24 protein-coding genes and 1 riboswitch are annotated in these 22,627 nt (G+C 34.1%); of the genes, 9 read left to right on the top strand and 15 right to left on the bottom strand.

Annotated elements, in window-relative coordinates:
* Nucleotides 1–274: 274 nt before the first annotated feature.
* Together AAGU07_RS07210 and AAGU07_RS07205 are read left to right on the top strand one after the other, a co-directional pair.
* Nucleotides 275–772 carry a hypothetical protein gene (locus AAGU07_RS07210; protein ID WP_342458438.1) on the top strand — a complete coding sequence of 166 codons (498 nt, stop codon included), beginning with the start codon at nt 275–277 and terminating at the stop codon, nt 770–772.
* Between the two features lie 3 nt (nt 773–775).
* Nucleotides 776–1,321 carry a uracil-DNA glycosylase gene (locus tag AAGU07_RS07205; protein WP_342458437.1) on the top strand — a complete coding sequence of 182 codons (546 nt, stop codon included), beginning with the start codon at nt 776–778 and terminating at the stop codon, nt 1,319–1,321.
* On the opposite strand, the gene AAGU07_RS07200 is transcribed toward AAGU07_RS07205, so the two are convergent.
* The 10 genes from AAGU07_RS07200 to thiC form a co-directional block, all read right to left on the bottom strand.
* A complete protein-coding gene (locus tag AAGU07_RS07200; RefSeq protein WP_342458436.1) occupies nt 1,322–2,056 on the bottom strand; it encodes a DUF72 domain-containing protein in 735 nt (244 codons plus the stop codon).
* Between the two features lie 56 nt (nt 2,057–2,112).
* The gene (locus AAGU07_RS07195) at nt 2,113–2,412 is read right to left on the bottom strand and encodes an ATP cone domain-containing protein (RefSeq protein WP_342458435.1); all 300 of its coding nucleotides are present in this window, start codon (nt 2,410–2,412) and stop codon (nt 2,113–2,115) included.
* Between the two features lie 130 nt (nt 2,413–2,542).
* Complete coding sequence (locus AAGU07_RS07190; protein ID WP_342458434.1) at nt 2,543–2,824, bottom strand: ATP cone domain-containing protein; 282 nt, start codon at nt 2,822–2,824, stop codon at nt 2,543–2,545.
* A 47-nt stretch (nt 2,825–2,871) separates the two neighbouring features.
* Entirely contained in the window at nt 2,872–3,153 is a 282-nt protein-coding gene (locus AAGU07_RS07185) for an ATP cone domain-containing protein (RefSeq protein WP_342458433.1), read from the bottom strand.
* Between the two features lie 436 nt (nt 3,154–3,589).
* Entirely contained in the window at nt 3,590–5,413 is a 1,824-nt protein-coding gene (locus tag AAGU07_RS07180) for an ATP-dependent DNA ligase (RefSeq protein WP_342458432.1), read from the bottom strand.
* Nucleotides 5,382–6,323, bottom strand: a complete 942-nt coding sequence (locus tag AAGU07_RS07175) for a hypothetical protein (RefSeq protein WP_342458431.1) — start codon at nt 6,321–6,323, stop codon at nt 5,382–5,384. The genes AAGU07_RS07180 and AAGU07_RS07175 overlap by 32 nt, the downstream gene beginning before the upstream one ends.
* 178 nt (nt 6,324–6,501) lie before the next feature.
* The gene (locus AAGU07_RS07170; protein WP_342458430.1) at nt 6,502–7,005 is read right to left on the bottom strand and encodes a ferredoxin-thioredoxin reductase catalytic domain-containing protein; all 504 of its coding nucleotides are present in this window, start codon (nt 7,003–7,005) and stop codon (nt 6,502–6,504) included.
* Nucleotides 7,002–7,280: a glutaredoxin family protein gene (locus AAGU07_RS07165; protein ID WP_342458429.1), complete on the bottom strand. Its 279-nt coding sequence runs from the start codon at nt 7,278–7,280 to the stop codon at nt 7,002–7,004. Before AAGU07_RS07165 ends, AAGU07_RS07170 begins: the two co-directional genes overlap by 4 nt.
* Before the next feature lie 289 nt (nt 7,281–7,569).
* The gene (locus AAGU07_RS07160; protein ID WP_048080498.1) at nt 7,570–7,749 is read right to left on the bottom strand and encodes a hypothetical protein; all 180 of its coding nucleotides are present in this window, start codon (nt 7,747–7,749) and stop codon (nt 7,570–7,572) included.
* A 142-nt stretch (nt 7,750–7,891) separates the two neighbouring features.
* On the bottom strand, nt 7,892–9,166 hold the full coding sequence (thiC, locus tag AAGU07_RS07155) for a phosphomethylpyrimidine synthase (RefSeq protein ID WP_342458428.1): 1,275 nt from the start codon (nt 9,164–9,166) through the stop codon (nt 7,892–7,894).
* A 372-nt stretch (nt 9,167–9,538) separates the two neighbouring features.
* Between thiC and AAGU07_RS07150 the strand changes: the two genes are divergently transcribed.
* The 7 genes from AAGU07_RS07150 to AAGU07_RS07120 all read left to right on the top strand — a co-directional run bounded on the left by AAGU07_RS07150 (nt 9,539) and on the right by AAGU07_RS07120 (nt 17,856).
* Nucleotides 9,539–9,916: a CBS domain-containing protein gene (locus tag AAGU07_RS07150; RefSeq protein WP_069582854.1), complete on the top strand. Its 378-nt coding sequence runs from the start codon at nt 9,539–9,541 to the stop codon at nt 9,914–9,916.
* A gap of 355 nt (nt 9,917–10,271) precedes the next feature.
* A complete protein-coding gene (gene gatD, locus AAGU07_RS07145; protein WP_342458427.1) occupies nt 10,272–11,585 on the top strand; it encodes a Glu-tRNA(Gln) amidotransferase subunit GatD in 1,314 nt (437 codons plus the stop codon).
* 25 nt (nt 11,586–11,610) lie between these two features.
* Nucleotides 11,611–13,473: a Glu-tRNA(Gln) amidotransferase subunit GatE gene (gene gatE, locus AAGU07_RS07140; protein ID WP_342459356.1), complete on the top strand. Its 1,863-nt coding sequence runs from the start codon at nt 11,611–11,613 to the stop codon at nt 13,471–13,473.
* Between the two features lie 210 nt (nt 13,474–13,683).
* Nucleotides 13,684–14,601 (top strand): FAD-dependent oxidoreductase, encoded by a 918-nt coding sequence (locus AAGU07_RS07135; protein ID WP_342458426.1) that lies wholly within the window; start codon nt 13,684–13,686, stop codon nt 14,599–14,601.
* 117 nt (nt 14,602–14,718) lie between these two features.
* Nucleotides 14,719–15,864 (top strand): O-phospho-L-seryl-tRNA:Cys-tRNA synthase, encoded by a 1,146-nt coding sequence (pscS, locus tag AAGU07_RS07130; protein ID WP_342458425.1) that lies wholly within the window; start codon nt 14,719–14,721, stop codon nt 15,862–15,864.
* A gap of 149 nt (nt 15,865–16,013) precedes the next feature.
* A riboswitch (FMN riboswitch) is annotated at nt 16,014–16,163 on the top strand.
* 107 nt (nt 16,164–16,270) lie between these two features.
* Complete coding sequence (gene ribB, locus AAGU07_RS07125) at nt 16,271–16,927, top strand: 3,4-dihydroxy-2-butanone-4-phosphate synthase (protein ID WP_342458424.1); 657 nt, start codon at nt 16,271–16,273, stop codon at nt 16,925–16,927.
* A gap of 431 nt (nt 16,928–17,358) precedes the next feature.
* A complete protein-coding gene (locus tag AAGU07_RS07120; protein WP_342458423.1) occupies nt 17,359–17,856 on the top strand; it encodes a DUF2226 domain-containing protein in 498 nt (165 codons plus the stop codon).
* Nucleotides 17,857–17,933: 77 nt separating this feature from the next.
* Here AAGU07_RS07120 and AAGU07_RS07115 read toward each other — a convergent pair whose 3' ends face one another.
* The 5 genes from AAGU07_RS07115 to AAGU07_RS07095 form a co-directional block, all read right to left on the bottom strand.
* On the bottom strand, nt 17,934–18,455 hold the full coding sequence (locus AAGU07_RS07115) for a class I SAM-dependent methyltransferase (protein WP_342458422.1): 522 nt from the start codon (nt 18,453–18,455) through the stop codon (nt 17,934–17,936).
* Nucleotides 18,456–18,523: 68 nt separating this feature from the next.
* Nucleotides 18,524–18,991: a 4Fe-4S ferredoxin gene (locus tag AAGU07_RS07110; protein WP_342458421.1), complete on the bottom strand. Its 468-nt coding sequence runs from the start codon at nt 18,989–18,991 to the stop codon at nt 18,524–18,526.
* Nucleotides 18,992–19,494: 503 nt separating this feature from the next.
* Nucleotides 19,495–20,679 (bottom strand): ABC transporter permease, encoded by a 1,185-nt coding sequence (locus tag AAGU07_RS07105; RefSeq protein ID WP_342458420.1) that lies wholly within the window; start codon nt 20,677–20,679, stop codon nt 19,495–19,497.
* A gap of 4 nt (nt 20,680–20,683) precedes the next feature.
* A complete protein-coding gene (locus AAGU07_RS07100) occupies nt 20,684–21,700 on the bottom strand; it encodes an ATP-binding cassette domain-containing protein (RefSeq protein ID WP_342458419.1) in 1,017 nt (338 codons plus the stop codon).
* 154 nt (nt 21,701–21,854) lie between these two features.
* Complete coding sequence (locus tag AAGU07_RS07095) at nt 21,855–22,439, bottom strand: helix-turn-helix transcriptional regulator (protein WP_342458418.1); 585 nt, start codon at nt 22,437–22,439, stop codon at nt 21,855–21,857.
* Nucleotides 22,440–22,627: the final 188 nt, after the last annotated feature.

Raw genomic sequence — 22,627 nt, 5'->3', positions numbered from 1 at the left:
AAATCAAGATTTTACATATTTTTCACTTTTTAGGAAAAGTAATACTAATGTCTTAATTAATAAATGATATTTTTATTTTTTTACCTGTTTGTATTGTCATACGCCAAATTAATTGCATTAATATCTGTTTTTAGCCAGTGTTATACAAAACTATTTTGATATGTATTTTTAATTGTTCCTAATATTGGTCATTTTGCTTATTTAAAAAAAATTATGAACAGACCGGTAATAAAGTAATAAAAATTTAAATATTATGAATAACAAAATGGTAGGCATGGCAGTTTTGGACCTTGTATGGATGGTTGCATCATATGCTGCTTTACTGGCATTTATAGCAATAGTGGGAGTTCTAATCTTTAAGTTTGGAATTACTTCATTTAAACTGGCAATAAATACTGTAGGATCAACTAGGGGGATAGAAAACATCAAAGGTGTTGTTAATCAGCCAGGTCATAGAACTAAGGATGAATCGGATGAAATGGAAATCATTGTTTCTTATATTACTCATTTTGTACAAAAAAGCGTAGAAAGAAATCATTATGCAAAATATGTTTATGAAATGCTTAGAGTTGAACTTATTCTTTCCTACATTAAGTCTTTAGATCATTTTATAGAATCTAAACTTGAAAATGTAGATTATGCAGGATACATGCAGGAGCTATTTAATATTGAGAAAATTACCTCACGTGCTGATTCTTTAAAGAACTTCATAGAATCTAAACGTGAAAAGAATTTTGCAAAATATGCATATATACAATTGTTTAAAAAATAGTATATGAATTTAGAAGAGCTTTGTGAAGTTGCAAGTACCTGTGTTAAATGCCCATTATATGAGAGCAGAACCAAAGTTGTTTTTGGGGAAGGCTCGAAAAATGCTAAGATAATGCTTGTAGGGGAAGCGCCTGGAAAAAAAGAAGATGAAACTGGAAGACCATTTATTGGAATGGCCGGTAGGATTTTAAGCGAGATAATAGAAGAAGCAGGCATGGATCGGCCTGATATTTACATCACTTCAATTGTAAAGTGCAGGCCTGAAAACAACCGAAAACCAAAAAAGTTAGAATATACTACCTGTATTGATTTATATTTAAACAAGCAGATAGAATTAATTGACCCCGATATTGTGGGATTGCTTGGAAACAGCGCAGCTTATGCCTTAATTGGTAAAAAAAATATTAAACAGATCCATGGAAATACATACAAATTAAACGGTAGAAAATATATGGCTCTTTTCCACCCAGCTGCAGCGTTGTACTCACGTGTACTTTTGCCTCAATTAAAAGAGGATATGGTAATTCTTAAAAAAGCAATTGAAAAGTAGTTATGAGTTACCAATTATTTTTTGCAGCATTTGAGCATTTTTAGGGGCATTTGCATTATAATCGTTATTAAAATAACAAAATACTTGACTTGAATTTGATTCTTTTAGCTTATCTGCCCATTCTTTCAATTCTTTATCAGAATAAAGATAGTGATTTTTTTCACTTCCAACTCCGTGAAATCTAATGTAAGTGATATTTGCTGTTATTACAAGATCATCTGGAAGATCAGCAGATGAAACTGAACAGAATCCTACTTCAAATTCGTTTAATAAGTCATAAACTTCGTCATTATACCAGCTTGGATGTCTAAATTCTATAATATTATTTTTTGAAAGGTCAAACTGCTTGAGGGCATTTTTTAAAAAGTCAATATCTTTTGATTTTTGAGGAGGGATCTGGAATAATATGCATCCTAATTTTTCATTAAGAATTTCTGCAAGACTATAGAAATGATTAAGTGTGCTTTGTGTGTTTTTAAATCTTCTTCTATGGGTAATAACCTGATTGGCTTTTAAAGTAAGCTTAAAATTATCGGGAGTTTTATTATCCCATCCTTTAACTGTTTTTTCGCTGGGGAACCGATAAAAAGTGTTGTTAATCTCTACTGTTTTAAAATGTTTGGAGTAGTATTCTAACCATCTTGACTTACTCAGATTTTCTGGATAAAATTCTCCTGCCCAGTCGTTATAGTACCATCCAGAGCAGCCTAAAAAGTATTCTTGAGTTGATTTCATTTTTTTTAAATAATTTAGGTATATATCGTCTTAATTTTGTCAATACTCAGTTAGAGTTATTCTCTGTGGATTATGTCATGTTTTAACTCATAATTTCGCCATGCTCTTACAACAGGAGCTTGATCTTCATCAAAATCCTGTTCGATATCATTTATTACTATATTGCGTATTTTTGCTGTGGATATTTCTTCTTTACCTTGTACAGCTCGATTTATATCAGTAAGAGTTTTATCTATGAGTCTTTTTTTTGATTGGGTTTTAAATCCTGCATCTTTAACTGCACTTTCAATTGAATTTTTTATTTTCTCTTCACTAAACGGCTCTTTTTCACCATTTCTTTTAATTACATCAGTCATGGATTTCCCTCCACTATTTTTAGGATTATTTTGTTAATTCAAATAAATTTTACAAATTAGATTAAAATGAACAATCTTTGAACTTTTTAATCCATAAAAATAGTTGAAAGTATAAAAAAATTAAAAAGAATTAGTAGTTAATTCCATGTTTTCGTTCGTAGCTTCTCCAGGCCTGAGCTACTTCGGGTGCATCACTCTCTAAATCATTTACTATTTCGTTTCTAAGTTCCTCGGCACTTATTTCATTCCTTTCCCTTGCAAGATTTTCAGCGTCCTGTGTTGCATGTTCAATTGCTTTCATCTGTTTGGTTATAGTAGATCCTGAATCTGAAACAGCATTTTCAATTGATTTCCTTAATTTTTGTGGTTTAAATGGTTCTTTTTTACCATTTCTTTTTATAACATCTGTCATAAATTCACCTACATAATAAATTTATTATAAAAGAATTTAAAAAGGATTTAATAGTTAATTCCATGCTGGCGTTCATATTGTTTCCATGCATTGGCAACTTGCTGATCATCTTGTTCTAAATCATTTAATACAGTGTCTCTTATTTGTTTTGTTTGAATTTGATTCTTATTTTGTGCCATTTGCATAACATCTTGAGAAGCATGTTCTATAACATTCATTTTTTCCTGTGGGCTAAAACCAGCATCTTTAACAGCGTTTTCAAGGGAATTTTTTACTTTTTCTGGGCTAAATTGCTCTCTTTTTCCATTACTTTTTATAACATCTGTCATAAATTCACCTCCACTATAAATGAAAATCATGTAGATATTTTATTCATGATTTCATCATATTATTTCATAATTTAGTATTACTTATTGGATGATTTATGAACATCTATCTATAAAAAAGTTTAGATCAAAATATTTTCATTGGGGAAATTATTAGAAAATAAGCTGTTAAATGAGGTTTATATGTTTTCCAGTGTTTATATGTCTTTTTTAAAAGTTATATTTAAAAAGAAGTGTGTTTAACTGGTATTATTGTTACATATGTAGGATAAGGCTTATTTATGAATATCTCTAATTAAAAAAGTTTAGATCGAACTATTTTTATTGGGGAAATTATTAGAAAATAAGCTGTTAAATCATGTTATGTGGTATTTAAATGCCATATATTTATTCATTACTATTTTATATTTAGAAAAAATTAGATTCAATCCATTTATTATCATTTATACATCTGTAAAATTTCATTTGAGCTTGTAGCTTGCTCTGGAGATTTTTCTTCACGCCATCTAATGAATCTAGGAAATCTTAAAGCCAAACCCTGTTTTTCAGATTTATTCCAGTTGCATGTATGAACAGGGCTTTTAGTTATCTCTGATCCAAGTACTTCCACCACATATTTTGGGGTAAACCAGAAATCAGGGCTCATTTCTTTGGTCACTGTAACTCGTGCTGGACTTTTATCTACTTTTGCGTCCTCAAGCGTTTTAGGTAAGTTAGCTAATTGTTCATCAGAAAATCCAGTTCCCAGTTTACAGACAGTTTGGAATACATCTTTATCAGAGTTATAAGCAGCACATAAAAGGGCTCCATAAGTACCACTTCGTCTTCCTCTACCTGCAAATGCACCTACGATAACTAAGTCAAGGGTATCTGATAGTTCGCTGAGGTATTCTTTTTTCCATTTAATCCATGTCCACTCTCTTCCCCCAGCTTTATAATATGAATCTTCTGCACATGATTTACAAACGATACCTTCCAGATTTTTAGTTATACACTCCTGGAAGAAATCATCTATCTCATCCAGGTCAGAACTAACTCTCCGATTAGCTAGTGAAATGTATTTTGAACCTTCTACAATTGTTTCAAGTTTCTCCCTTCTTTCAGGGTAGCTTTTACGCATAAATGATTCATCGTCTACATAAAGAACATCAAACAGCATGTACCTGACAGGAATCTTTTTTCGGTATTCTTTAATTCCATATTTCCTTCGACGCTGCATTAATATCTGGAACGAGCCAAAAAGTTCTTCTTGAAAATCATAGGCCATCACTTCCCCGTCTAAAATAGCTTTTTCCACTTTAACATATTTTTGAATATGTTCAATTAAATCTGGAAATTGGTCAGTTATATCAGTTAAACGCCGGGAAAATAATTTTATATTCTCTCCATCTTTATGGGCCTGAATCCGCTCACCGTCGAATTTTTCTTCAGCTGCAATATCTCGGGACTTAATTTTTTCTCTAATATCTTGAAATTCTGATACTCTTTGGGCTAACATAGCCTTTATAGGTCTATTTAATGAAATTTTTATCTCTTTAACTCCATGTAACCCATTACTACGTAAAGTTCTGGCTATGAGTCCTATATCTGAACTTATGTTGTAGGCATGCTCAAGTTCTTTTTTCTCTTTCTTTGAGCCAAAAAATGAAACAGAAAGACTGTTTAAAACAGTCATATCTCCAATACCAAGTCTCATTTTACCATTAGCATATCTTGCAATGTATCTACGCCCCATATCATTTGCATCCAGAAGCATTGAAGCTAATGTTTCAGTTTTAACCTTTTGAGAACCTTTACCACTTGCAAAAGCGATTTTTCTAAAGCCGTTATAAATATCATTTACAGATGGCTCTTTATGCTCTTCTAAAAGCTTTTTAAATTTCTTTTCAGAGTCTTTTAGCATTTTACTTGCAACTTCGCCTATATCTCCTATATTCCTTATTTCTTCGCCCACGTGTGCTTTATCGTAACCACTTGCAAGCGAAATTGCAGACTGTACGGTCTTTTCGCTTAAACCAAGATTAACATCTTCATAACCCGGGCCTATTTCTCCCAGTACTAAATAGCAGACCTCGCCTATCTCATCGTCGCCTAAATTTTTGAATGTTTCTGCGAGAATGTCTACCATTTCATTTTGAGAACTGGTATTTTCCAGCTTCTCAAGGGTTTTTGTAAATGTTTCAAACTTAATTTTTATCACCGGGCATCTTGATACTTTCAAACTTAATTTTTTACCTGAATCTTTCAGGTAAGTTTTTTTCAATTTCACTTAAATTTTTTATAATATCTTTTGGAGTATAAAGGGTTAATTTAGAAATCAGATCTTCATTATAAAGCATTTTTTCAGTTATAGGTACAGAAATACCATTTATTGTTTCGGGATCTTCCATATGCAACGATCCTAAAGGAACACGGCATAATTTACCTGAAGGGCTCTGTGAAGGGTCTATATTAATAGAATTGCCCTGTCTTTCATGGCCTCCTGCCACTTTAAATTCAACCCGTTCATTAATTTTTTTAGCCCATCTACCTGTAAAATTACGTTCAGGATCATTTTTTGAATACTGAAAATGTTCCTCATAGAATGAACTGGGCATTAATTCATCTAAAAAGAATAAAACATGAAAAGAATTGCCAGTCCAGTTAATAGATAGGTCATAGTTTCCTAATAACTCTTCAAGTTCCTGATCTTCTTTTATGGCTTCTACAAATATTTGTGTGGTTTCTTGTGCCTGTTCTGCAGAAATACCCTTAGAACGGTCTATGTCAAAAAATATCCTGTCAATCTTTTTTCCCGGGCCTTCATGATTTGTGGCATAGAAAAAATCAGAAAGCTTTCTTGGAAGAAAATACTGCCATATTTTAGCCTGTAAGTCTGTTATATCTTCTTTTGCAGATGAAAGGTGTTCTGTTTTTGATCTAAGTTCTAAAAATTCTAAAGTAACAGCTTCCTCAAGCTCATGAGCAAATAATGGTTCTAACTTAGATCCTCTCTTAAGCAAATAACGCATTCTTCCAGAAGGCATCCATATCTTACCTGCAAGTTCCCGATCTCCTAAATATTTCTTGAGTTTACCTGCAGCAATGGCATAAATTAATAAAACATCTGCCTGCCCAAATGGTGTGACTAACTCTTCCAGATTTTTTTCAGCAAAACTTAGAAGTGAATTCATAAAAATCAACCAGTAAAATTTAATATCATATTTGTTAAAATGATTATTTATTCTTTTGCTTGATTAAATTGAGATTTAAGTATAAAATAGATTAAACAGATTGGATTTAATTTGAATAGTATAAAATAAGCTAAATTGAATGTATTTTAGCTTTGAATAAAAAAATTAGTTAAGCTGATTATAAGAACTTTCTAAAGCGTTCTTTTTCAACTTTACAAATTGGACATACTTCAGGCGGTTCCTCACGTGCACATAGGTAGCCGCAGACGCTGCATCTCCAAACGGGAAATTGAAGAGAGGATGGTGCACCACTTAAGGTTCCTTTTTGGGATTGTTCCCGTTCTTCAAGCGTAGGCCTTCTTTCTGGTATTGCAGAAACTTCTTTTGTACCTTCTAGAATACCTCCTGAGACATAAAGACCACAGTAACATGCATCATACTCATTTAAATCAGGGTCTCTGTAATTACATGGGCAGATTATGTCAATATCTATTTCTTTATCACCTGATGCAAGTCTACAAGGACAAGATCCATACCCATAACGTTTTTCATTGGTAAGTATGCCTTTTAAAAGTTCTTTTGTAAATTCAACATTTGAATTCAGGTGATATCCGCTGGCTTCAACGTCTTTTTTCACTTTTTCGTAAAAATGATCCAGTTCGGTATCACTTATATCACTCATACAAGTTTCTCCTTGATTTCATCTTCCTTGAACCCTACAATAACATCTTTACTGTTTATTACAACCGTTGGGAATGAAAGCTGAGGATTCCATTTTTGAACGTCTTTTATAACATTTGATCGCTCCTCACCTTCTGTAAGGTCAACATAAATATAATTAAATTCGATACCAAGCTCTTCAAGAAGCATTCTGGTTTTCTTACACCATCCACAAGTACTTAAAGCATAAAGAACTACATTTCCTTTGTTTTTACCTTCTACATGTTCCATAGCCATACTTTTCCTCCTGAAATTTATGAAAAATCTTTTATTATTATGTAAACGAATCTATTTATAATTTTTTAAATGGATAAAACCTTAATTTCAAAATTAAGAAATTAAATAGCTTTTATTTATTTAAATAGATGTATTTAACATAATTTTTTAAAAATAGGCGAATAAAATTTGATATTTTTAGAATTAGATTATTTTAACTTATTTTGAGTATATAATCTCCCGAAACAGTACTAATCAGAAAAATATTTTTTAATTTATATGATCTCTGTTCCACAAGGTCTTAAAAATATTATGATAAAGGTCTTTCAATTAGAGATCCACAATTCTGGCATTCATATATTTCTAACCATCCTGATGGTTCGTAATAATATTCGTCCACCTTTACCAGATTGTTAGACCCGCAACTTGGACATGTGCTGTAAGATCTTATTCTTTTTATTAAATTTGATCTTTTAGATATGGATCTCATACAATCACCTTGTAATACTATTATGCCTTTTAGTATTTTTATTTTTCGAAGTGGTCTAAAATCCATAAAATGAAAATCTGACAGGATGTTGGGTACAGTTTGAATTGAAAAAGAAATTTGAAAAAAAGTGAATGTGTGTAATTTAGCTTAAATTATCCCTTACAATCCTCAAAGCACAGAATTCACCGCACATGGTACACATATCTCCGCTTGTGGGTTTACTTTCCCTGTATTTTCGAGGTGTTTCATGGTCAAATGCAAGTTCAAATTGTTTCTTCCAGTTGAAGTTTCTCCGTGCATTTGCCATCTGGAGTTCGTTTTGCCATGCACTTTTAACTCCATTTGCGACATCTGCAGCTTGCGCAGCTATTTTGGATGCTATAACTCCCTGTTTTACAGCTTCAATGTCTGGTATTGCAAGATGTTCTTTAGGGGTAACATAACACAGGAAATCTGCCCCTGAAGAAGCAGCAATAGCTCCTCCTATGGCAGATGTTATGTGATCGTAACCTGGAGCAAGATCGGTTACAATTGGACCTAAAACATAGAAAGGTGCCCCTTTACAGATAGTTTTTTGAATTTTCATATTTGCCTGGATTTGATCCAGTGGAACATGTCCTGGACCTTCTACCATAACCTGAACTCCTGCATCTCTTGCCCTTTCTACAAGCTGGCCAAGTGTAATGAGTTCTTGAATTTGGGAAACGTCTGTGGCATCTGCAAGGCAACCCGGCCTTAATCCGTCACCTAAACTTAGTGTGACGTCATATTCATGGGCTATTTCAAGTAAATAGTCATAATTTTTATAAAGAGGATTTTCTTCTTCATTTTGAAGTATCCATGCAGCTAAAAAAGATCCCCCACGGCTTACAACCCCCATAATTCTGTCAGAATTTTTTACTTTTTCTACAGTGTCCATGGTTATTCCGGAGTGGATGGTCATGAAATCAACACCTTCTTTTGCCTGGTTTATTATGGCGTTGAACATGTCGTCTTCATCCATGTTAATTACAGCACCTTTTTCCTGGGATGCACTTACAGCGGCTTCATAAATCGGAACGGTTCCAATTGGGACATCAACTGCCGGTATTATTTTTTCTCTGATTGATTTCAGATTAGGCCCTGTGCTCAGGTCCATTATAGCGTCAGCGCCGTATTCGACTGCTATTTTAGCTTTTTGAATTTCTACATCTATATCCTCTATTTCTGAAGATGATCCAATGTTGGCGTTGATTTTTGTGGTGAGTCCTTTTCCAATACCCTTAGGAACACTTTTGCCGTTTATATTCTTTGGAATTGTTATATAACCTTTCGCTATTTGTTTGATAAGTTTTTGAATGTCAATATTTTCTTCTTTAGCGACAATTTCCATTTCTTTGGTGATCTGGCCTTTTCTGGCGTATTCTAATTGAGTCACGTTTAATCCCTCGTCTTAAAAAATTTAGATAAAAATCTCTAACTATAACTTTTTACTTTATATTAATATACAACTGGTAATACGAGAAATCCATTATTAAAGGGTTACATGTTGTGTTATCCTGAAAGGATAAATGTAAAGGCAAATAATGGATTTATCCGGCTTTAAATTAAAATTCATTGTACTATTTCAATAGTTTTGTATAGTAAATATATTTAGTTTTTAAGTAATTACGTTTTGCAGTGCTGCTGAATTTCTTAAATGTAGTAACCATATTTTCATTCATATTCAGCATTATTTGTATAGTTTATATGTTTGATGATAAGTACAATTCCGTATCTTAATATAGTAATTGGTATTAAAAATAAGTCCATGATTAAAAAGCTAAAGGCAGAGGACATCATGATCGAAGAAGTTCATGTAACTTCTCCAAAAGACCTGGTTGCAGCTGCTAAATTGAAAATGATGAGATGTAATGTGGGAGGACTTCCTGTAGTTGATGATAAGCGAATCGTAGGGATAATAACCCATAGAGATGTTCTTTTAGCTGGGGGAGAAGCGTTGGGTCTTAAAGTAAATGATCTAATGACTAAAGAATTATACGTGGCTAATAGGGATACTCCTATACTTGAGATTACAAGGGTCATGGCAGACAAAGGTTATCAAAGGATTCCTGTAGTTGAAAATGGAAATCTAGTTGGCCTTATAACTCAAAGCTCCCTTATTCGTGCACTTGCAGGATTAGATTAGGTTGATAATGCCTGAACTTCAACATTTTTTTAAAGACTTTGGAATTAGTCTATTGCATGTATTTATCAATTAGGTAATATCAAAATTAGGTAATTTTGGGGTTTTTTTATTTTCTGTTACCTTTCTGTTTTCTATAATTACTTTTTGTAGTGCTTGACATTAATGAATCAATTTAAATAAAATTAATCAAAATTAAGTTGAATTACAAAAAGTTTCAAGTGGCATATTAAACTATGATCAGCATGGTTAATTATTCAAACTCATTTAAATTATTTAATAACTAATTAAAATATAGAGTAAGTATAAACTATTTTGAATTTAATTTCATAATTACAACCGATAAAAGAGGAATTTTATGAGTTACAGAGGAGCTTCAGAAATATTTTTAGAATCAGCAGGTATATCAATTGGTGACAGTGTTAAAATAACCAAGCAAGATATTTCCTACGAAGGCATGCTTTTAGACAGAGCTGAAGATGCTGATGAGACGCATCTTGTTTTAAAGCTTAAAAATGGTTACAATGTTGGAATAAACATAGAAAATGCAACAATTGAACTCGTCAAAAAGGGTGAAAAACCTAAAATTGAGTTGTCAAAGCTTGATATTGAAAAAGATAACCAGAAACATGATATATCTATAATATCAACTGGGGGAACAGTTGCATCAATAATTGATTACAAAACTGGTGCAGTTCATCCTGCATTTACAGCTGATGACCTTATCAGGGCTAACCCTGAGCTTCTGGAATACGCAAATATCAAAGGAAAAGCAGTTTTAAACATCTTAAGCGAAAACATGAAACCTGAATACTGGGTTAAATCAGCAAGATCCATAGCTGATGAAATAAATGACGGAGCGTATGGTGTTGTTGTTGCCCATGGGACGGATACCATGCACTACACATCAGCTGCACTGAGCTTTATGTTGGATACTCCTGTACCGGTAGTGCTCACTGGTGCGCAGCGAAGTTCAGATAGGCCTTCCTCTGATGCATTTTTAAACCTTTTAAATTCAGTGACTGCTGCTAAATCAGATATGGCTGAAGTCATGGTCTGCATGCATGCGACTGAAGATGACACCTACTGTGATTTACACCGTGGTACAAAGGTAAGAAAGATGCACACCTCAAGAAGAGACACTTTTAGAAGTATAAATACATCCCCACTTGCACGGGTTCAAAACGGCGGAATTGAAATTTTAGATGAACAGTTAAGGTATAAAACAAGGACTGATGGTGAAGTTGAGCTTCATGATGCTGTAGAATCTAATGTTGCATTTATTAAGAGCTACCCTGGAATTTCCGGTGAAATAATGGATTATCATATTGATAAGGGATATAAAGGGATTGTTCTGGAAGGCACTGGTTTAGGTCACTGTCCAGAGGAAATTATTCCATCCATAAAAAGAGCAAGGGACAGTGGAATTCCTGTGGTAATGGCTTCACAGTGTCTTTATGGAAAAGTCAACATGAACGTTTACAGTACTGGAAGAAAACTTATAACTGCAGGCGTAATCTCTGCAGGAGATATGTTACCTGAAACAGCTTATGTTAAACTCTGCTGGGCTTTAGGGCAAACTGATGAAATCGAAGAAGTCGAAAAAACAATGCAAACTAACATAGCTGGAGAAATTGAAGATAAAAGCTCCATAAAGTATTTTTTAATATAATTTGATGGTTAGCGGTGATTTAATGATTGATTATGAAAAACTTGGACTTAAAATGGGTCTTGAAGTACATCAGCAGTTGAATACGAAAGAAAAATTATTCTGCCCATGCGATTGTAATCTTACTGATAAAGAACCAGAATTTAAAATTTTAAGGAATTTAAGGCCTACCCAAAGTGAACTTGGGAAAATAGACCGGGCCGCATTTGAAGAGGCACGAAGAAAACTAAATTTCATCTATGATGCTTATGCACATGAAACTTGCCTTGTTGAAGCAGATGAAGAACCTCCACATCCATTAAATAGGGAAGCACTTGAAGTATCCTTAATAATAGCAACACTCCTCAACATGCATGTTGTGGATGAATTCCATACCATGAGGAAGCAGGTAATAGACGGAAGTAATACTGGTGGTTTCCAGAGAACAGGTCTTGTTGCAACAGAAGGTGTTCTGGAAACAAAATATGGAGATGTCCAGATTGATGTTTTATGTCTTGAAGAAGATGCTGCAAGAAGAATTGGACAAGAGAAGGGTAAAGTTAACTTCAGGCTGGACAGGCTTGGAATTCCTCTCGTTGAGATAACAACTGCACCTTCTATAACTCACCCTGAACAGGTAAAAGAAGTTGCGTACCATATAGGGCAGGTGCTTAGAAGTACCAAAGTTAAAAGAGGATTGGGAACTATACGTCAAGATTTGAATATATCAATCAGGGAAGGTGCAAGGGTCGAGCTAAAAGGAGTTCAAGATTTAGATCTCATGTCTACAATGGTTAAAAATGAAGTTACAAGGCAGGTAAACCTTTTAAAAATAAAGGACGAATTAAATAATAGAAATGCATCTGTTGACGATGAATTGTATGATATAGCTCCTTTATTAAAAGAAACTAAATCTAAAATAATTGCAAAGGCTGAAAGTGTATTTGCAATTAAATTGAATGGATTTAAAGGATTAATAGGACTGGAAATTCAGCTAGGTAGAAGATTTGGTACAGAACTTGCAGGGTATGCCAAGAAAATGGGAGTGTCTGGACTGTTCCACACTGATGAACTTCCGGCTTATGGCATAACTGAAGATGAAGTTAATGCAATAAATGAGTTTTTAGGCCTTGGAGATGAAGATGCTTTTATTTTAATTGCAGATAAAAAAGAAAAAGTCCTCAATGCTTTACAGGAAGTTCAGAGAAGGGCAAAAATCTCGCTTCAAGCAGTACCGGAAGAAACAAGAAAAGCATTACCTGATGGAAATTCAGATTATTTGAGGCCACTTCCAACAGCAAGCAGGATGTACGTGGAAACAGATATTCCTGCAATCAGCGTATCAAAAGAGCTACTTGATGATATAAAGTCCGATTTACCAGAACTTCCAGATGAAAAGAAAGTTAGAATAATTAAACAGTATAATTTAAGTGAAGACCTTGCAAAACAACTCGTAAGGAGAAATAAGGCTGACAGCTTTGAAGAAATCAAAGCAAAATCTGGCGTAGATTCTACAACGATAGCATCAACTTTAGCTTATACTTTAAAGGAACTAAAAAGGGATGGATGCAGCATAGATGAATTGAATAACAGCATTTTGCTTGAAGCATTTGAACTTTTAGAAAATGATAAAATATCAAAAGATGCATTTCCTCAAATTTTAGCAAATGTGTGCAATGAGGGCAATTCACCACAAGAAGCAGCAGAAAGTTTGAATTTAATGATGCTGTCTGAAGATGATGTTGGAGAGATAATAGCTGAAATAGTTTCCTCAAATAAGAAAATGGTAGAAGAACGTGGAATGGGTGCTATGGGTCCTCTTATGGGTATGTCCATGAAAAAGTTAAAGGGGAAAGCTGATGGAAAGCTTGTGAATAAACTTTTGAGGGATAAGTTACAGAATATAGAATGAGTTAACTCAAAAAATGAATAATGAATTAAAAGCGTTAAATTTGATTTAGAGTACTTAAAACCACTATTTTTTTAGTGGATAACTAGATACTCGAAATCATCCATTTAAACCGTATTTACACGCTTTAATTGTATGATGATCTGTTTAAATTCTTTAAAATTATGGAATAATTTAGATTATTCACTATAATTAGTGACTTAAGGTGATCTGATGGATGAATATGATGTTATTATTATAGGATCAGGACCGGCTGGGCTGACAGCAGGAATCTATGCTGGAAGGCAGGGATTAAAGACATTAATACTTGAAAAACAGCTTGCAGGTGGAGCAGGACTGATGGTTCCTAATATGGAAAATTATCCTGGATTTGAATTAGTTTCAGGTAAAGTATTAATAGACTACACTAAAAAGCAGGCATTGAAGTACGCTAAAATAAATGAAATGGAAGAAGTCAAAAAATTAGAAATCATCAGAGACCACGAAATAAAAGTTTCATCCCAGAAAGCAGAATATAAGGCTAAATCAGTGATATTGTGTACAGGAACTACTCATAGAAAACTTAACGCACCTGGAGAAAAACAATTCCTTGGAAGAGGTGTTTTTTACTGTGCAGTCTGTGATGGGCCTTTGTTTATGGGCAAAAGGATTTTAGTAGTGGGCGGAGGTAATACTGCCATTCAAGGAGCTTTATATTTAGATACTATTGGTTCATATACGGCTGTTGCACATAGAAGAGATGAACTTAGGGCTGAAAAATATCTACAGGAGAAATTAAAAGAAAAAGATATTGCAATGTTCTGGGACTCTGTTATAGATGAAATAAAGGGTGACATGTTTGTAAAAAGTGTAGTACTGCTTAACAAGAAAACTAATGAAAAAAATGAATACCCAATTGATGGAATATTTATAGCAGTTGGAGACATACCTTCAAATGGTATAGCTAAAGATATAGGGTTAGAGACTGACAAAAATGGTTACATTATAACTGATAAAAGTCAAAAAACCAATATTCAGGGGATATACTCTGCAGGTGATATCACTGGTGGGGTTAATCAGTGGGTGGTTGCATGTGGAGAAGGTGCAGTAGCTGCTTTGTCAGCTTATGATGACTTAATGAGAATCAGTTAATATCAAATTTATAAAATAATCAGTAAAATATCATTAACTTTAAATCAAGCATTAATAGATGTTTTTAATATATTTTTATCTTTTTTTAATTATTTAATAGAGATACAGGTGAATAATATGGAATGTCAGGAGTATGGGCTTACACGAAATACAGAAAGAGACAATTTGAACTTAAATCCTCTCCAGCGTGGGGGAATGCTGCCTGTTGAGGCAAGAAAAGCTTTAATTGAGTATGCTGACGGTTACAGTGTATGTGATTACTGTGCTGGAAGGCTTGATGAAGTGCCTAATCCTTCAATAAGCGGATTTTTACAGGATTTAGCGAAATTTATCAATGTTGATGAGGTAAGAACTACACATGGTGCAAGGGAAAGTAAATTTGCAATAATGCATGCGTTATGTGAACCTGGCGATACTGTAATTGTAGATGGAAATGCACACTACACAACCCACCTTGCTGCAGAGCGAAATAAGCTTAATGTGATTGAAGTTCCAAATAATGGGCACCCTACATATGAAATAACTCCTGAAAAATACAGGGAAACTTTGGAAAACGCAATTGACAGTGGAATAGATATTAAACTTTCTTTGCTTACTCATGTGGATGGTGACTACGGTAACCTGGCTGATGCAAAAGCAGTTGGTGCTGTAGCTCATAAAGCAGGGATTCCTATAATTTTAAACTGTGCATATTCTATGGGAAGACTTCCGATAGATGCAAAAGCATTAAATATGGATTTTGTAGTTGGAAGTGGCCATAAAAGTATGGCGGCATCAGGACCAATTGGTGTGCTTGGAATGAAGGAAGAATATTCAGATGCTTTACTTAAACATTCAAAGAGGCATAAAGTTAAAGAAATTGAAATGCTTGGATGTACCAGTAGGGGAGCTCCAGTAGTAACTTTAATGGCATCACTCCCATATGTTGCAGAGAGGGTCAAGCATTGGGATGAGGAAGTTGAAAAGACAAGGAATTTTGTAAGGCAACTGGAAGAAATTGAAGGTGTTCATCAAATAGGGGTAAAACCAAAAGAGCATGACCTCACCAGATTTGAAACACCTATCTTTGATAAAATAGCTGAAAACCATCCGAGAAGAGGATTTTTCCTGTACGAAGAACTTAAAAAGAGAAATATCGTTGGAATAAAACGTGGACAAACCAAATGGTTCAAGTGCAGTGTTTATGGATTCAGCAAAGAGCAGATAGCATATATTGCAGATTCATTTAAGGAAATTGTAGATAAGTATAAAGACTTAATTTAAGGAAATTAAAATTTTATTTTGGTATAAATTCATCAAAGAGGGGATTATGGTATTTTTATTTATAAGCGGCTGTTTTGATGAATTATTTTAAATTTAGTTTTAGGTATTAAGCGAAAATTATTTATTAAATTAAAAGTGATGTATCAATGACTTATTCTCAGGGCAGGGTGGAATTCCCTACCGGCGGTATACTAGTTTAAATTAGTAAGCCCGCGAGCGCTCTTTTATATTAAAAGAGGTCAGCAGATCTGGTTAGAATCCAGAGCCGACGGTGAAAGTCCGGATGGAAGAGAATAGGAATGTCTGTAATGTTTTGAATGTTTGTAATATTCAGGTATGCTTAGACATGTCTATGTTTTTTTTGCCCTGATTCTGGTAAGTCAACTAAAAATGGAGGTTTATTACCATGAATCAAAATTTATTGGCACAATTCGGTAACTCAGTAGAAAGGGTGGAAAATGCTTTAAATTCCCTTCGCTGTGGTCAAGGTATAATAGTTACCGATGATGAGCAACGAGAAAATGAGGGGGACATAATTTTTGCTGCAGAATCTATTACTGAGGTCCAAATGGCAATGCTTATTCGAGAGTGCAGTGGTATTGTATGTTTATGTCTCAATGAGGAAAAAGTAAATGAATTAGAATTACCTATGATGGTGGAAAATAATTCAAGCCGTTTTAAAACAGCCTACACGATATCTATTGAGGCTGCAGAGGGGGTCACTACTGGTGTATCGGCGGCTGATAGAGTTAAAACAGTTAAAACTGCTATTGCAGATGATGCTCAACCTGAAGATCTTCACCACCCGGGGCATATGTTTCCTTTAAGAGCCCGTCCTGGCGGAGTATTGGAACGTAGAGGGCATACTGAAGCAGTTGTTGATATGATGGGTCTTGCTGGATTAAAACCATATGGTGTTCTGTGTGAACTTACAAATCCTGATGGGACAATGGCACGCATGCCTGAAATAGTGGATTTTGCTGTAAAGCACGGCATGCCTGTAGTTACAGTTGAAGATATGGTCAACTACCGTAAGCAGGTTGAACTGAACAGCTTAAACTAAGCCTAAAATCTCAACTGGCTAAAATTAATAAGATATTTGTGGGAACCTGAGATATCTCAGGTTTTTTAATTATTTAACATGATAATTAACTTGTATGTCATGGTAATCGTTTTATTTAATATTAGCAGCCAAAAAGTAATTATAAATTTTATTTTTCCAAAACAGTTTAAAGAGTTGTAAATTGGTAACTATTGGCTTAAATAAGTTAGATGGTACTAATTAGTACAATAATAAGTAATTCTCATTTTTTAGTCTATATTTATTCACTATGCTTAATTAACTATTGCATATTTGTGTATTTACTAAAATGATTTATTAGATGAAATTAAACTTATATTAAGTATAAAAAATTATGCTGTAACTAACATGCAGGAGATGTTGGATACGGCTCTGATTTATGTAATGCCATTAGTACAGCACGGGGAAGTAATGTGGATATACATGAACTTAAAGCAGCAATAGAAGATCCATTAGCAAGGAAAAAGTTTGATAATGATCCAGATAATGAAAATAATGATCTGAATGAAGAGCTTACTGAAAGGGATAATCTTTTAGAGAAATATGGGCTCAAAGATATGGAAGAAAAGGAAATCGATGAACTTTTAGGATCATATAGTCGAGATACTTTAAATAATAAAGAACTTGAAAGCATGGAGCGAATTCTATCTAAGAAGATACATAGTGCTGTAATGTCTTTAAAGGCCATAAAAAAAGCTGCAGTCGAAGTATTCATAGATTATTCTGATGAACTATATGGGATAGTGACAATCATTATAGAATATGAATCTAAAGGCTTTTTAGACAAGATAATGGGACATTCAAATAGTATGGATGCTGAAACAATAGAAGTAACTCAAATAGAAATAAGTGAACTTTTTAATTCTTATGATCTTGTTGAAAATTTTGAAATAAATATAGAATCATTTTAAAGTTTACAAACTCATTTTTTCTTGTTTTGAATAATACTACCTTTAAAAAGTTATATATGGATAGATTAGCTTTCTATTTAATGAAACTTATTTTTGAATATAATAAACGATTGCTTTGGTAAGAAATCAAATTTTTTTGATACATCAAATCCTGCTTTCTTCATGGTATCTATCACCGTTTTTTCGGGAGTATAATGTCCAAATATACCTACAAAGCTGGATTGTCCCTGTTTATAATCCATTATAACTACTTTTCCATCTTTTTTTAAAAACTGTTTTATATTTTTAAAGTATTCAACAGGTTCTGGGAGATGATGAAACACATTCCTTAAAAAGAGCATATCTACTGTTTCAGGCAATAAGAACCCTTTTTCACTAGTTAATACTGCTTTTATATTGTTAATCATCTCTTTTTTTGACTTATCATCTATAAAAGCCAGTGATTTCTGGTTGATATCAATTGCATATACTCTGCCCTTTTTCCCTACTTTTTTGGAAAATTCAAAGGTAAAATATCCTCCTCCAGTACCAACATCTCCAATAATGTCCCCATTATGTATATCTAGATTCTTTAAAACTTCTGCGGGGACTGCTTTCAAGTGAAGCAGCTTTTTTATTTAGCATGTTCAATCTTAAGTTTGTAAACATTTTCATCCCACTTTAAAATTCATTGATTTGCCGCTTCAAGGGGAGCATCCGTAAGTATCGTACCCCAATTAACTCCAGAACCTGCTTCTGGCGTTATCAATAAACCATTTTTCTCAATTTTTCCAAGATTTGCCACATTTGCAGCCAGTTTATGTAATGAAATAAAGTTATTATCATCTACTTTTTCTGTTTTAGGGATGGATAGAGTTTTATATCCATTTCGTTGCAGTAATTTGCTTAAACTCACAGTAATTGCGTTTAATTGCTGGTTGGTTTCATTATAAACTTTGGTATTTTTATCTACTGTTTTACGTGTGGCTGTATAAGGTAATGTAATTCCAATGGATATTGCTCGAGGATATTCATCAAAAAATGATTCATACTGTTTAAGTATGTCATTTTCTGCAAGGGACAAGTCTGCAATGCCTAAAAAGTAATCTTCACACTCTTTTTCAATAATTTTTCTTATTGTATTTTCAAATTCCATAATTGTTCCCTCCTGAACTTTGAAATTATATTTTACGGTATATAATCCTCCTAATTTTTAAATAAATGTTTAAATGGTGGTTTAACCCACAATTTCAAACATTAAATATCTTTTTTAATTAAATCCTGTTAGCTATTATTCATCTTGTCATTGATTTTTTGAATAATAGTACAGCAATGGCCATTGTAACAATACCAAACACTATAAATTATATTTTATGGTATATGATCCTCTAATTTTTAAATAAATGTTTGAATGGTGGTTTAACCCACAATTTCAAACATTAAATATCTTTTTTAATTAAATCCTGTTGGCTATTATTCATCTTGTCATTGATTTTTTGAATAATAGTACAGCAATGGCCATTGTAACAATACCAAACACTATAAATTATATTTTATGGTATATGATCCTCTAATTTTTAAATAAATGTTTGAATGGTGGTTTAACCCACAATTTCAAACATTAAATATCTTTTTTAATTAAATCCTGTTGGCTATTATTCATCTTGTCATTGATTTTCTGAATAATGGTACAGCAATAGCCATTGTAACGATACCAAACACTACAAGTATGACTATCTGTGTCATTACGTCACTGATACCTGCATTCAAGAGCATTATTTTACGCATTGCATCTGCAGCATATGTCAGGGGAATAAACTGCGAAATAATCTGCATGAACCATGGCATCTGCTGAATTGGGTAGAATACTCCTCCAAGGAACATCATTGGGAACATCAGCAGGTTCACGATCATTGTACTTGATGCCTGGTCTCCAGACATGGAAATGGCCATTATTCCGATTCCTATGAAGCTGAATATCCCCAAAAGAAGCATGAAGAATGCCAGCAGGATATTTCCTTGAATAGTGACTCCAAAGAGGAGTATCGCGATTGCAAGTATTATGATACACTGGATAAAACCTCTTGTACACAGTGCTGCAGTTTTACCGATTATAACTGAGATCTGACTGATTGGGGCTGATAACATCCCGTCAAATGTGCCTATTTCTTTTTCTTTGGAAATGGCTTCAGGAATACCTGTCATAACGGACATCATCACAATCATGATCATCAGTCCAGGTGCCAGGAAGTTGAAGTAATTTGTTTGGCCAGGTATAGATGTCTCGACATTCGGTGTGTAAGGGAAAATCATTGCCTGGGGGTTAACGATCTGATTTGTGGCTTTGCTTAAGTTCATGACATTAGCTTCGGCTTTAATGTTGTTCATACTAATTACAGTGCCGGATAATGCTTGCTGTATCTGCGCTGAGCTTTGGGGTATACTGTTATCAATATAAGCCGTGAAAGTACCGGATTTTCCATTTGTTATGTTATCGGAGAATCCCTGCGGTATAATAATTACACCTGATAGCTTTCCTTCTTTTACCTGTGTCATGGCATCATCAACACCCGTGAAGTTCGTTAATGCCATATAATGGGTGTTATTATTAACTGTTTCAAGCTGTGCTATGAATTCGTTACTTCCCTGTCCATGATCGAGGTTAACCAGCCCTACTGGCATGTTCAATTGAGTGTTACCAGTTGGGAAAATGAAACCGAACATGACCAGGAAAATCAATGGCATGATAAAAAGGGCTGCCAGAGACATTTTGTTGCGCCTAAGTTCAAGCATGTCCTTAGCCATTACATGGTAACTGTCTTTTAACATCTTCATTGCATCCATGGTTTCACCTCACCCTCGCTTTAGGTGCATGTCCATGCCCATGATGTACGGGGGCTGCTTTTTCACTGGCCTGGTCACGCATTTCTTTACCGGTTACAGCTAAGAAAACATCTTCTAGAGTTGATTCATTGCTGTTTGTTATTGATGCGATATTACCGCCTTCATGACGGACAGCATCGATGATCTGATTAAGTGCATCATCACCTTTAGCACTAATTTTCAGATTATAATCGTCCTGTTGGGATACTGCAGTTACAACATCAAGTGAATTGATCTTTCCAATTAAATCAGATGTTAGATTTGTAATTTTGGTGCCGAAAACTGTTGTATCGCTGTTTTTTATCATATTCTTCAGTTTCTGTGGCGTATCAAGGGCAGCGACTTTACCATGGTCGATAATAGCAACTCTGTCGCTCAAGGCTTCTGCTTCTACCATAGCGTGAGTTGTAAGTATCACTGTTACTCCACTGTCGTTGATTTCCCTTGTAATGTCTCTTATGGAAAATGTTGTCTGTGGGTCAAGCCCGAGTGTTGGTTCATCCATGAATACAATCTTGGGCTCTGGCAATAATGCCCGGATAACATTAATTCTCTGTTTCATACCTGTGGAAAATTTGGATATCTGCGTGTTCTTCCATTCCTGCATGTCAACCAGTTCAAGCAGTTCGTCAATTCTCTCTTCAAGTTTCTGCTTTGGTATTTCATAGAGTTTTCCAAAGAACCTGAGGTTTTCAGCAGCGGTAAGCCTGTCATACATAATCATTTTCTCTGCAACCAGCCCAATATTTTCCCGAACTCTGGCAGAATCTTTAATCAGGTCGTAACCTGCAACTTTAGCCGATCCAGATGTAGGTTGGGCGAGCGTACAGAGCATTCTTATGGTGGTACTTTTCCCCGCGCCATTTGGACCTAAAAAGCCAAATATTTCTCCTTCGTTTACAGTAAGTGATAAATCATCTACTGCTGTAAAATCACCAAACTTTTTAGTGAGATTATTTAATTCTATGGCATATTCTGTCATATTTTTCTCCTATTTCTCATTTTATTTACTGATCGAAGAGAGCCGTAGCTAACTTAAATCTAAATACGCAAAAATGTATAGTTAAAAACTGCTTATAGCAGTTTTTATGGTGTAATCGGACTATTTATTGTATTAATTAATTATTAACTTTAAATTATTCCTCTTTGAGCGAATCCTTCATTTTTTTGAGTTTTTCGCTTAATGTTCCTATCCATTCTTTATGTGGAACCAATTTTTCTTTTTTAATATCGTTTAAATAAGATACGTAGCTTTCAATTTCGGTTAATGCATTTTCTACTGCCTGTGCGCTTCGATCTATTTCTTCATGTGATCTAGGTGAAGGCCCAAATATGTTGGTGTATGTTTCACGTCCTAAATCTGTTAGTTCATACCGACCGTCTTCCTGCTTGACAATAAATCCTTCAGAAACCATTTTTTTGAGCATAGGATATACTGAACCTGGTGAAGGCCTTCGTGATGCGTGTTTCATTGTCCTGTTCAGATGTTTATAGTAGTGTTTATCATTTTTGTCCATACGCTTGTAATACTCTGGATCATCTCTTATATTGCGTCTCATGTCTGCCATTTGATGGAATTGTTCATGGTGTTCTTGTATGGCGTCCATTATTTCCACACCGTTTTTTGGCCCGCGATCTAGAACATGAATTATCCATATTCTTAAACCACCGAGTTTTCCCAGTTCTTCAAGTTTGTCATGAATTTCTTTGAAATCGCTCAACTTGTTTCTCCAGTTGCCCCACATAATAAATCTTTACCTCCTATCGAAATGTCGATATAATATCGCTAACTTGATATTTTATTCTTGTTATAATTCAATTTATATCAATTATTATTGATATACTTCCTATCAATATCAAGCACCCGATATCGACTGATCGATATTATTGTGAAACTTATATAAATAAA

It is taken from the genome of Methanobacterium sp. (assembly GCF_038562635.1).
Taxonomy (GTDB): domain Archaea; phylum Methanobacteriota; class Methanobacteria; order Methanobacteriales; family Methanobacteriaceae; genus Methanobacterium_D.
This window is presented reverse-complemented; position numbering and strand designations above follow the sequence as displayed.